The 12,706-nt window shown below is 62.9% G+C and carries 8 protein-coding genes; all 8 read left to right on the forward strand.

Translation table 11 applies throughout. The annotated features are described in order from the left end of the window. The first annotated feature begins 41 nt into the window (after positions 1–41). Positions 42–707, forward strand: coding sequence for a (2Fe-2S)-binding protein (locus NAT23_RS05480; RefSeq protein ID WP_251926240.1), 666 nt, complete (start codon positions 42–44; stop codon positions 705–707). Beyond that, positions 707–1,711 (forward strand): FAD binding domain-containing protein, encoded by a 1,005-nt coding sequence (locus NAT23_RS05485; RefSeq protein ID WP_251926241.1) that lies wholly within the window; start codon positions 707–709, stop codon positions 1,709–1,711. Before NAT23_RS05480 ends, NAT23_RS05485 begins: the two co-directional genes overlap by 1 nt. Further along, a complete protein-coding gene (locus NAT23_RS05490; protein ID WP_251926242.1) occupies positions 1,708–3,906 on the forward strand; it encodes a xanthine dehydrogenase family protein molybdopterin-binding subunit in 2,199 nt (732 codons plus the stop codon). Before NAT23_RS05485 ends, NAT23_RS05490 begins: the two co-directional genes overlap by 4 nt. A gap of 132 nt (positions 3,907–4,038) precedes the next feature. After that, entirely contained in the window at positions 4,039–6,222 is a 2,184-nt protein-coding gene (gene yccS / locus NAT23_RS05495; RefSeq protein ID WP_251926243.1) for a YccS family putative transporter, read from the forward strand. A gap of 166 nt (positions 6,223–6,388) precedes the next feature. Next, complete coding sequence (cas3, locus tag NAT23_RS05500; RefSeq protein ID WP_251926244.1) at positions 6,389–9,061, forward strand: CRISPR-associated helicase Cas3'; 2,673 nt, start codon at positions 6,389–6,391, stop codon at positions 9,059–9,061. 84 nt (positions 9,062–9,145) lie between these two features. Further along, positions 9,146–10,858: a type I-E CRISPR-associated protein Cse1/CasA gene (gene casA / locus NAT23_RS05505; protein ID WP_251926245.1), complete on the forward strand. Its 1,713-nt coding sequence runs from the start codon at positions 9,146–9,148 to the stop codon at positions 10,856–10,858. Further along, a complete protein-coding gene (gene casB / locus NAT23_RS05510) occupies positions 10,855–11,520 on the forward strand; it encodes a type I-E CRISPR-associated protein Cse2/CasB (RefSeq protein ID WP_251926246.1) in 666 nt (221 codons plus the stop codon). The genes casA and casB overlap by 4 nt, the downstream gene beginning before the upstream one ends. A gap of 87 nt (positions 11,521–11,607) precedes the next feature. Then, positions 11,608–12,702, forward strand: coding sequence for a type I-E CRISPR-associated protein Cas7/Cse4/CasC (gene cas7e, locus NAT23_RS05515; protein ID WP_251926247.1), 1,095 nt, complete (start codon positions 11,608–11,610; stop codon positions 12,700–12,702). Positions 12,703–12,706: the final 4 nt, after the last annotated feature.

Below are 12,706 nucleotides of genomic sequence, written 5' to 3' on the forward strand. Positions count from 1 at the left end.
GGACGGCGGCGCCTGCCGCCGCTCGGGCTTCGGAGGATTCCATGACCGAGTATTTCGACCCGAAGACACAAGGCGGGGCGACGTCCAAGTCACGCCGAAATTTTCTGAAGACCGTCGGCGCCTCCGGCGTGGCGGCCGCCTCCACGCCTCTCTGGGCCCAGGCCACTCAGGCCCGCGCCGCCGAGACGCCGGAAGGCGATCCCGCCAAGGCGTCCGCGCCGGCCCCTGGCATGAGCCGCATCCAGCTGAACGTGAACGGCGTCGAGCGCACCGTGGACGTGGCGCCACAGATGGTGCTTCTGGACGTAGTGCGTAACGAGCTTGGCCTGACCGGTACCAAGAAGGGCTGTGATCAGGGCCAGTGCGGCGCCTGCACGGTGCTGGTCAACGGTCAGGCGATCAACTCCTGCCTCTCGCTCGCGATCAGTCGCCAGACCGATGAGATCACCACCATCGAAGGGCTCGAGCGTGGCGGCGAGCTGCACCCGGTGCAGCAGGCGTTCTGGGAGCACGACGCCTTTCAGTGCGGCTACTGCACTTCCGGCCAGATCATGAGCGCGGTCGCGGTGTTGAACGACGACCGCATCGGCCAAAGTGACGCCGCCGTACGCGAGGCCATGAGTGGCAACATCTGCCGGTGCGGCGCCTACAAGAACATTCTTGCGGCCGTGCAGGACGCCCGAAAGGCCATGAAGGGAGGTGGGTAATGCGCGCCTTTGATTATGCTCGCCCCGGTGCGGTGGGTGCGGCCATCGCGGCCCACGCCAAGGCCGATTCTGCCTATCTGGCCGGCGGCACCACGCTTTTGGATCTTGCAAAGATCGACATCATGCAGCCCGAGCAGGTCGTCGACATCAACGGCCTCGGGCTTGATCGGATCGAGCGTCTCGAGGACGGTCGGGTGCGTGTCGGTGCGCTGGTTACCAACACCGCGCTTGCCCGGCATGAACTGATCGAGACGCACTATCCGGTGCTATCGCAGGCGCTGCTCTCTGGTGCCAGCACCCAGCTTCGCAACAAGGCCACCACCGGCGGCAACGTGATGCAGCGCGTGCGCTGCCCGTACTTCCGAGACGGCGCCTCGCCCTGCAACAAGCGCGAGCCCGGCAGTGGCTGTTCGGCCATCGGCGGCGTTAACCGGGAAACCTTTGCGGTGCTCGGCACCAGCGAGCAGTGCATCGCCGCCCATCCTTCGGACATGTGCGTGGCGATGGCCGCCATTGGCGCGACGGTTTCGGTACACGGGCCAAAGGGGACCCGCGAGATCGACTTCGGCGCGTTTCACCTGCTGCCCGGCAGCACACCTGAGCGTGAACACGCCCTCGAGCCTGATGAGCTGATCACTCACGTTACCCTCAACGCGCCGGAGCGCGACGCGCGCTCCGGCTACCTAAAGCTTCGAGACCGCGCGTCCTATCAGTTCGCGCTGGCTTCGTGCGCCGCGCAATTGACGCTCAAGGGCGGTGTCATCCGCTCGCCGCGCATTGCGCTTGGCGGCGTTGCCACCAAGCCCTGGCGGGCGCTTGAGGCCGAGCGGATCCTCGAGGGCAAAGCGCCGTCGAAGGCGCTGTTCGAGCAGGCGGCGAAGGCCGCATTCAAGACCGCGACGGCCTATGAGCACAACGCCTTCAAGATTCCGCTCGGTCAGCACGCCATCATTGCCGAGCTCGGGAAACTGACCGGGCTTGCGACCACGCAGGAGGCCTCATGAGCGATCAGACACTGGGCGCCGGCCCGAAACGCATCGACGGTCGACTCAAGGTGACAGGTAAGGCCCCGTACGCCGCCGACCACGCCCTTGATAATACTGCCTACGGCTATGGGGTGTTTTCGACCATCAGCCGCGGTCGCATCGTCTCGCTCGAGCTTGACGCCGCCCGCGCGATGCCGGGGGTGATCGAGATTTTCCACCACGGCAACTTCCCCGCGCTTCACCACACGCCGTCGTCGATGGCCAAGGGCAACAAGGTCGAGGAGACCCGGCTGCCGTTCGAGGATGAGCAGGTCTACTACGACGGCCAGTTCGTGGCGCTGGTGGTGGCCGAGCGCTTCGATCAGGCCCGCGCCGCGGCCCGCGCGGTCAAGGTGCGCTATGAAGAAGAGATCCCGCGGGCGAATCTCGAGCAGGGCGTGAAGGCCCATGGCACGAAAAAGGGCAAGGGCAATCACAGCCGGGGCGACGCCGACGGCGCGTTCGAGCGCGGCGCGCACCAGATCGATGTGACCTACACCACGCCGGTCGAGACCCACAACCCGATGGAAATGCACTCGACGCTGGCGCACTGGCCCGACGGCCGCCTGCAGGTGTTCGAATCCTCTCAGGGCGTGGTGCAGCAAAAGGGGGCGATGGCCAAGATCTTCAATCTGGCGCCGCACAAGGTCGAGGTCATCTCGACCTTCATCGGCTCAGGCTTTGGCAGCAAGCTCTGGATGTGGCCCCACGCCGTGGCCGCTGCCGCCGCCTCGCGTGAGATCAAGCGCCCGGTGGAGCTGGTGGTGCCCAGACAGCAGATGTTCACCACCACCGGCCACCGACCGGAAACCAAACAGACGCTCAAGCTTGCCACCGACGATCAGGGCCGTTTGATTGCGCTCAGCCATCATTCGGTGTCGACCACCTCCTATACCGATCAGTATGTCGAGACCTGTGGCAGCGTGACCAAGAGCCTCTACAGCTGCGACAACGTCTCGATCACCCATCGAACGACCGAGGTCAACCGCGGCACGCCGACCTCGATGCGTGCGCCTGGCGCCGCGCCCGGCCTGTTCGCGCTGGAATCCGCCATCGACGAGATGGCGCTCGAGGCCGGCATCGATCCGCTGACCTTCCGGCTCGATCAGTTCGCCGAGCGCGACGAAAGTCAGGACCTGCCGTTTTCGAGCAACCACATCAAGGAAACGGCCGAGCGTGCGGCTGAGCAGTTTGGCTGGCATCAGCGCAACCCGACGGTCGGCAGCATGCGAGACGGCCGGGAAATCGTCGGCTACGGCATGGCGGCCTGCAACTGGGAGGCGATCAAGCGCCCCTGTGACGCGCATGTCGCGCTGCGCGCCGATGGCACCGTTTACGCCTCCTGCGCCACCCAGGACATCGGTACCGGCACCTACACCATCGTCGCCCAGACGCTGGTTGAGCTGACTGGCGTACCGTTTGAGCGCATCGAGGTCGAGCTTGGCGACACCTCCTACCCCAAGGGGCCGATCTCCGGCGGCTCCTGGACCACGGCGACCACGCTCCCGGCGATTGCCGAGGCCACCCGCCACGCGATCGATGAGCTTAAAACCCGCGCGGTGCGTTCGGGCGGGCCGTTCGAGGGCGTGGATGTCGAGGCGCTGACGTTCGACAATGGCGTGCTGTCATTTGATGGCAAGCGCATGCCGTTTGCCGAGGCGCTCTCAACGATGAAACTTGCCAACGCCGAAGGCGAGGCCCACACCGAGGGCGCGGATACCTCGAAATACTCCTACCGCTCCTTCGGCACCCACTTCGTCGAGGTGCGCTGGGACCCGCTGCTTGCCAATCTTCGCGTGGCGCGAGTGGTCAGTGCCATCGACGTGGGGCGGGTGATGAATGAGAAGACCGCTCGCAACCAGGTCGAGGGCGCCGTGGTAATGGGCATTGGCATGGCGATGTTCGAGCGTACCGAGTACGACCCGAGAACGGCGCGGGTCGTGAACAACAACTACGCCGAGTATCTGGTGCCAGTGCACGCCGACCAGCCCGAGGTGGATGTGATTCTGCTCGATTACCCCGACACCGCCTTCAACGAGTTCGGCGCGCGGGGCATCGGTGAGATCGGCATCACCGGGCTTGCCGCGGCGGTAGCCAATGCGGTCTACCATGCCACCGGCGTGCGGGTGCGTGAGCTTCCGATTACCAAGGAGGCGTTGATGGGGGCGGTGTGATCGCCTCGTTCGACAGGACAACCGCCTTCGGGCGGTTTTTTCATGAAGCCCTGACCCGCACAGGGCTGTAGTGTTAGACTTTGGTCTATTTTGTCGCTGCCGACCGTTCACGATCAGAGGCGCTTTCCCACCGTGACTTCGATACTGCTTTCCCTTCAACGGCTCTGGGCCGTCAAACGCTTCTCCTCCGGGCTCAAGGTCTTCATCGCACTGAGCGGGGCGATGGTGCTTGGCTGGGGGCTTGGGCATGTATCGTGGGTCATCCCCTGGTTTCTGGGCATCATCGCCTGCGCGCTTTCGGAAACCGACGACAACGTCTGGGGCCGGATGCAGGCGGTGGGCGTCACGCTGGTGCTCTTTTTCATTACCGCGCTCGGGGTGCAGTGGCTGATGCCTCGGCCGCTTGAGTTCGTCGCGGGGCTGACCCTTGGCAGCTTCTGTCTGACGATGGGGGCCGCCGTCGGCGAGCGGTACGGCACCATCTTGCGGGCCACGCTGATTCTTGCGGTCTATACGATGATCGGGGTCGACCAGAGCCAGGTCGAGCGCGTGTGGTGGTTCGAACCGGTCATGCTGACCCTTGGCGCGGCCTGGTATGGGGCGCTGTCGGTGCTCTGGTGTGCGCTGTTTTCCCGCCAACCCGTGCAGCAGGGGCTCGCCGAGCTGTACCGGCAGCTAAGCGAGTATCTGCTGCTTAAAGCCTCGTTGTTCGAGCCGTCCAACAACAAGGACGTCGACGACATTCGGCTTTCGCTTGCCCGCCAGAACACGCAGGTGGTGATGGCGATGAACCAGGTCAAGGAATCGATCATCAACCGGCTCGACAGCAAGCGTGCCCAGCCGACGCTCAAGCGCTACCTGACGCTTTATTTCATCGCGCAGAGCATTCACGAGCGGGCAAGCTCGACCCACTACCCGTACCACATGCTGGCCGAGGCCTTCTTTCACAGTGATGTGTTGTTTCGCTGCCAGCGGCTTTTAAAGAGCCAAGCCTACGCCTGCCGGCAACTCGGGCGCTCGATTCGTCGCCGCGAGACGCTCAAGGACACCCGCCACACCCACGCGATGAACGATCTGAACACCTCGCTTGCCTATCTGCACCAGCATCGCGCAAGCTTTGACGCCACGCCTCTTGGGGCCGTCGATGCGCTGGCGCACAATTTGAGCGTACTGGAACAGGAACTTGGACGTGCCCACGACCCGGCCGACATCGAACCGGAAGCCGACAGCACTCTGTACGACCGCTCGCCGCAGTCGCTTCGAGACGCCTGGGCGCGTGTGCGTGAGCACCTGACGCCGCGCTCGAGCATCTTCCGTCATGCGCTTCGGCTCACGCTCGCCCTGGTGGCCGGCTACGGGGTAGTGGTGGTGACCGACATCGCGCTCGGCTACTGGATTCTTCTGACGACGCTGTTCGTGTGTCTGCCAAGCTACGGCTCGACCCGGCTGAAACTGACCGAACGCATCAGCGGTACCGTGCTCGGCCTGGTCGTTGGCTGGGCATCGTTGACGCTCTTTCCCTCGCCATTGATTCAAAGCGGCATCGCGGTGGTGGCCGGGGTAGTGTTCTTCGTTTACCGCCAGAGCCGCTACATGCTCGCAACCGGGGCCATCACGCTTTTGGTGGTGTGCTGCTTCAACCAGGTGGTTGATGGCTACACCGTACTGTGGCCCCGCTTGATCGATACCGTGATCGGAAGCGTGCTGACCGGGCTTGCGGTGTTTCTGGTGCTGCCGGACTGGCAGGGGCGGCGCATCCATCAGCTCGCGGCGGACGCGCTCAAGCACAACGGCGGCTACCTGCGTCAGCTCATTCGCCAGTACGGCGCCGGCAAACAGGACAATCTGGCCTATCGGCTGGCGCGGCGCAACGCGCATAACGCCGACATGGCGCTGACGTCGGCGCTTTCGAACATCGCGCTGGAGCCGGGGCACTTTCGCAAGGACGCCGAGGCGTGCCTACCGCTGATGGTGACCGCGCATACGCTTTTGAACTACCTTTCAGCGCTCGGTGCGCACCGCGACGCGCTGCCGGCCCACCCGCATCTGGAACTGCTTGACCGCGCAAGCGACTACCTAGCGCGCGCGCTTGAAGACATCGCAACGCATCTGCTCGAACGGCGCCCGGTGCCCACCTCGGATGAAGAGGGCCAGGGGATCGAGGCCGAACTCAAGGCCTCCACCCAGGAGATGCAGGCGCCGTATCAGCTGGTGCAGATGGAGCTTCTTCTGATCTGCAGGCTTTTAAGCACCGTGCGCCAGCAGGCCGTCACCCTTCAGCAAAGCGTGTCCGGCGCGAGCGTGCGTGCGGCCTAGCTGCTTCATGGGATTTAGCATTGGGCGAAGCAGGAACAAAGGAAGAAAAACGCGAGAATAGTCGCCCTTCCATTTTGATTAGCAATTTCTGACTAAAGTAATACTGGCTTGTATAGGCCGATGTGAGAACGTCGGCGTTTCAGTCATTACTTGAAGGAAATGCATTTTGCCTTCTGGCTTGCGAAATGCCTCGACGTATCACCGCTATGCCGGTAAAGCGTTGCCGGATCACTCGGGCGATGCCCATCATCTTCTCGCGTATCACAACCTCGATGTTGCAGCCGTTGGCTGGCACTTGCTGGCGCCCGGTCGCCCCCTGACCCAGCAGCTTGCTGCGCAGTTGGACATCGAACCTGAGTCGCTGCAGCGCCTGCTGGTGTTTCTGCTTGGCCTTCACGATCTCGGTAAGTTTTCCCGCGCCTTTCAGGAGGTGTTGAAGCTCGAGTCCGACGGCATGGCAGCGCCGCAAGGCAAGCACTACAAGCAGCGTCACGACCGCCTGGGCGTATTGCTCTGGGATACCTGTTGGAACGCCTGGCGAAAGAATGGCGTCTTGCACTGGCCGGAGGGGGCGGCGCCCGCCAGAAAGCTATTGGAACCGATGGAAAGCCTGCTGGCGCCATTCTTTGGCCACCACGGTCAACCCGTGGCAACCGGCCAGCTCACGTTTGCAGACTTCTTCGTTGACGACGGCGAGCTTGACGATGCCACCGCTGCCGGTAACTTCGTTGCCGATTGGGCCGCGTTGGTTGCCCCTCACTGGCCCGTCGACCAGCTGCTGGATGAAGGCTGGCTCGCGCGCTTCAAGACGCTGAGCTGGACGATAGCCGGTTGGGCAACACTCAGCGACTGGCTGGGCTCGAACCGTGACCACTTCCCTTACTGCCAGAACCCCATGGCACTGGCTGACTACTGGCCACGAGCGCTCGAGCAGGCCGAGGCGGTTCTGAACGCCACCGGCTTTGCCCGCCCGCCGCAGCCAGTGCCTTATGCCGGACTTAAACAGTGGTTTACCAGCACCGTCACGCCGACCCCGCTTCAGCAGAAAGCGGAAGCGCTGGCGCTACAGGATGGGCCGCAGCTGTTCATCCTTGAAGATGTGACCGGCGCAGGTAAGACCGAAGCCGCCTGTATTCTGGCCCAGCGGCTGTTGGCCGATGGCCACGGCGAAGGGCTCTATTTCGCACTGCCCACCATGGCGACATCCAACGCCATGTACACCCGGCTGGGCAACCTTCACCACCGCTTCTACAGCGCCGACTCAAAACCTTCGCTGGTGCTTGCCCACGGAGCGCGGGAGCTAAATGAAGCGTTCGAGCGTGCGGTGACACAGCCCGACCGCGACGACTACGCCGCAATAGATGCCAGCGCCTCGACCCAGTGCAACCGCTGGCTGGCGGACTCCAACAAGAAGGCGCTTTTGGCGGATGTGGGCGTGGGTACCATCGATCAGGCGCTGATGGGTGGTCTGCCGTTTCGCCATCAGTCGCTGCGCCTTTTGGGGCTTTCGCGCAAGGTGCTTATTATCGACGAAGTCCACGCCTTCGACCATTACATGCAGACGTTGCTGCATCAGCTATTGGCTCACCACGCCCGCCAGGGCGGAAGCGCCATTCTATTGACGGCCACGCTCCCCCGGGCCATGCGCGAGGCGCTTGTAGCGGCCTGGCAGCATGGCCTAGATGCCGCCCCAAGTGTGCTTGAAAACACCGATTACCCGTTGCTCACCCATTGCGGAAAGAGCATAACCGGCGAAGTCCCGGTGCAGACGCGTCCGGAAGTCGTGCGCCGCGTGGCCATTACCTGGCTTGAAAGCGAGGACGAGGCCATCGAGCGCGTGCTGGCCGCCGTGGAAACGGAGGAGTGCATCGTCTGGGTGCGCAACACCGTGGACGATGCCATCCGCGCTTACCAGTCGCTGCGCGAGCGCCACCCCGATCCCGAGCGCTGCCTGCTCTTTCATGCCCGCTTTGCCATGGTGGACCGCCAGCGGATCGAGTCCGAGGTCATTCGTCGCTTCGGCAAGGAATCCACGCCGTCACTAAGGCGTGGCCAGGTGATCGTTACCACGCAGGTTTTTCAGGAAAGCCTGGACTGCGATGCCGACCAGATGGTCAGCGATATCGCGCCCATCGACCTTCTGATTCAGCGCGCCGGGCGGCTGCAGCGCCATCAGCGCGGCGAACGCCCTGATCCCGTGCTGCAAGTGCTGGCGCCTGCCTGGAGCGATACCCCCGGCACCGACTGGCTAAGCAAGGCGCACCGCGGCACACAAGCCGTCTACAAGGATACCTCGCTGATCTGGCTGACCCAGCGCGTACTGCGTGAGCAGGGCGCCATCACCATGCCGGGCGAGGCGCGCCGCTTGATTGAGCACGTTTATGCCGCATCAAAGGATGATCTCCCCGAAGCGTTTGACCTGGCGCACTTCGAGCGCACCGGCATGGATAAATTCGCGGTGTCTGTAGCCACTCACAACGCGCTCAACCTGGAAGACGGCTACCGCCTCGATAGCGATTTCGACCCGTGGCAGGAGGAGCGCGAGATGGGAACGCGACTCAGCGACGAGCAAAGCGTTGAGGTTGTGCTGCTCAAGCGCCAGGAAGATGAGCTGGTTCTCTGGGTTAAGGGGCATCGCCACGCCGACCGACTCAGCCGATGTCGCCTGAGGGAGAGCCAGGTCAGAAAGCTCGCCGTATTGCCGGAGCGCTATGCCGAGCAGTGGGAAGCGTTACAGCACCGCCACCGTGGGTTGCGCTTCGTTCATCCCTGGCTGCCGGAAGAGGACACAACCTGTAGTTATGACGCGCAGTGGGGCGTGAGTTTTGAACAAAAGTAAACGCTGCCATGTGAATGGAAAATAGGTAGGGCCGGGTAGTTAAACCAGCATGATTGATATCAAAACAACGTAGGTGAGGTGCCGATGAATCTACTCAAAGACCCTTGGTTGCCGTTTCGTAATCGAGATGGCCGAATTGAATACCGCCTGCCCTCGGCGCTCGCTGATCCCGATGTTCTTGATCTCGCACTCCCCCGCGCCGATTTCCAGGGCGCCGCCTGGCAGTTTCTGATCGCGCTGTTACAAACGGCGATGACGCCGAAGAATACCGACGCCTGGCTTGATCGTTACCAGACCCCGCCCAGCGTGGCCGAGCTCGATGATCTACTGGCGCCTTTTGCCTCGGCCTTTGAGCTGGATGGCGACGGCCCGCGTTTCATGCAGGACCTGGACCCGCTTGATGACGTCAAGGACGCGCCGGTCGCGGGCCTTTTGATCGATTCCCCCGGCGCCAACGGCATCAAGAATAATACCGATTTCTTCGTCAAACGTGGCCGGGTTGAAACGGTTTGCCCCGAGTGCGCGGCGCTGGCGCTTTATACCATGCAGATCAACGCGCCCGCCGGTGGCGCCGGCATTCGCGTCGGCCTGCGCGGTGGCGGGCCGCTGACCACGCTGATCTTGCCGGAAGACGAGAGCAAGCCACTATGGGCGCGGCTCTGGCCCAACGTCATGCCCGCCGATGCCGTGGGCCAGCCAGGTCAGACCTGGCGTGTGTCTAAAGCCGATGATTCCGATCTGTTCTTCTGGATGAGCGATACCCGCGTCAGCGACAAGAAGGGCACCGAGGTATTGCCCGAGCAGGTACATCCGCTGCACGCCTTCTGGTCGATGCCCCGACGCTACCGATTATTGTTCGATGAAACGCCAGGCACCTGTGACCTTTGCGGCCGCGAGGCAGCGACCCCGGTGCGCCGCCTGCGCGCCAAGAAGCAGGGCGCCAACTATGACGGCCCTTGGCGGCACCCGCTTACTCCCTACCGCCGCTTGAATCCCAAAAAGCTCGATGAGTTGCCGCTTTCCAGCAAGGGCCAGCCCGGCGGGTTGGGCTACCGCCACTGGCCGGGGTTGGTGCTGGAAGATGAAGCCGGTAGCGGCGCCCTGCCTGCCCGGGTCGTGACTCACCATCTAAAAAAGTACCACCAGGTGGAAGCCGCTCGCGACGATGGGGAAGCGTTCGATGCGCTTTTTCGCCGTACCCGGCTCTGGGTGTTCGGCTATGACATGGACAACATGAAACCGCGCGGTTGGTACAGCGTGGCGATGCCGCTGGTGGGCGTGCCCGAGCGGCAGCAGGAAACGCTGCGCGGCTGGGCCAAATGCTTCGTCGACTTGGCCGCCAATATCAGCTGGACGCTGCGCAATCAGCTCAAGCGCGCCTGGTTCAAACGCCCGGAAGACGCCAAGGGCGATATGAGCCAGATCGACGCTCAGTTTTTCGAGGCGACCCAGCCGGCATTTTTCACCGCCCTGCGTGAGATGGGCGAGGTGCTGCGCGATGATATCCCGAGCGATGGAGCGCCGCCTACGCTGTCTTCTGAGACTCACCGCCAGTGGTATCTGGCGCTCAAGCGTGAAGCCATGGCGCTATTCGATGCCCAGGCCATCAGCGGCCCGCTGGAGGGCATGAAGATGCAGCAGCTTGAGCGCATCACCAGTGCGCGGCGCTACCTGCTGGCGTATCTGAACGGTAGCGGCAAGAAGGTTGGCAAGACGGTGCAGACGTTTGCCCAAGCGGGTGGCTTCGAGTTGAAAACGTCGTTAGCTGAAGAAAATTCGGAGGGAAGTGCAGCATGAGTGAGGCAGAACGACAAACATCGCCAGCGGCAGAGGCTACGGTCACAACGAGCGATAAAGTGAAGGAATATCGCCACGCACTCACATCAGATGAGGCTTATACGCTGCGCCTGTGGTGGCAGCGATTGACACTCGACCCTCCTGCGCTCAAAAAAATCACCGGGAAGCCGGCTTTTCCACGCGGCGTACGCGCCGCGCTGCGCCGCTGCGACACTATCGAGTCGGTCATGTTGACCGAAGCGTTTCGCCATCTCTGGCAGGCGCTCGAATCGAAGGCCTGGCAGAAGACACCGCCCAAAACTTCCCGCGATCAGCGCATCAAGACATGGGCCGCCATTGCTGCCGTCGCGAGCGAACTGCGCGCCGAGACCTTCGACGCCCCGTTGGGTAAACGGCTGGGCGAGAAACGCCCAAATACCGGCGATACCCCGCGCATGAGCGATCTGCGCTTTCAGCAGTTGCTCGACTGCCATACGCCTGAAGAACTGATGCGCCGCTTTCGCCGGGCGCTCAAGCTGGCTGATAACACAGGCGTCAGCATTGTTCATCTGGCCGACATGGTCGCGCTCTGGGCGCGCGAGCAGCGAGGTCAGTACCGCGCCGAGGCCACCCAGCGTTTCGCCTTCGTCATGAGCGATGCCTACTTTCAGGCGCGCGCTTAAACCGGGCGCGAGCGACTGAGCGGTCACGACCACTTATCCATACCCACTTTTTGGCACTCGGCACATTTTTTATTCAGGGAACCTATCATGAGCCACTTTATCCAGCTCCATCTGTTGACCTCCTACCCGCCCTCCAACCTCAACCGCGACGACCTGGGCCGTCCCAAAACGGCTTTCATGGGCGGCGCGCGGCGGCTGCGCGTCTCCTCGCAAAGCCTCAAGCGCAACTGGCGCACCTCTGATCTATTTGAATCAGCGGTCGAGGGCCACAAGGGCACGCGGACCAAGCGTTTGGGCAAGCAGGTGTTTGACCGCATGAAAGATGCTGGCGCTGATCCGAAAGTCGCCGGCAACAGCGCCGAGAAGATCGCTGGCGTTTTCGGCAAGCTGCGCAAGGTCGATAAAGGCGAAAAGCACGAATACGAAATCGAGCAGCTGGTGCATGTCGGCCCGGATGAGCTGACCGCGCTGGAAACACTCGCCGATAACTTGGGCGCCGAGAACCGCGAACCGACAGATGACGAGCTCAATGGCCTGCTCGCCCAGCGTCCCACCGCCGTCGATGTGGCGCTGTTCGGGCGGATGCTCGCCGCGGCACCGAGCTACAACGTCGAAGCCGCCTGCCAGGTGGCGCACGCCATCACCGTCCACGCCGCCGAGGTCGAGGACGACTACTTCACCGCCGTCGATGACCTCAATACGGGCGATGAAGACCGTGGGGCGGCGCATATCGGTGAGGCCGGATTCGCCGCCGGACTTTTCTACCTCTACATCTGCATCGACCGTGATTTGCTGGTGGCAAATTTAAAGGGCAATTCAGAGCTTGCTGACCGTGCCATTGGCGCGCTGGTGGAATCCGCCGTAAAAATCTCTCCCAAGGGCAAGCAGAACAGCTTCGGTTCCCGCGCCCAGGCAAGCTACGTGCTGGCAGAAAAGGGCGACCAGCAGCCGCGTTCGCTGTCGGCCTCTTTCCTGCAGCCGGTCAACGGCGATGAGCAGGGCGTTGCGGCCATCCGCAAGCTGGAAACTCAGGCTCAGGCGTTCGATGACGCCTACGGTGCGGGGGCGGACCGTCGCTTTATTCTCTCGGCAACGCCGGAGTACGATACGCCATTTCTCAAAGGCGACATTCAGCGCGGTAACCTCGAGGCGCTGTTGACCTTCCTCAAGGGCGACGACTAAGCGG

The sequence above is a fragment of the Larsenimonas salina genome (genome assembly GCF_023736155.1).
Lineage (GTDB): Bacteria > Pseudomonadota > Gammaproteobacteria > Pseudomonadales > Halomonadaceae > Larsenimonas > Larsenimonas salina.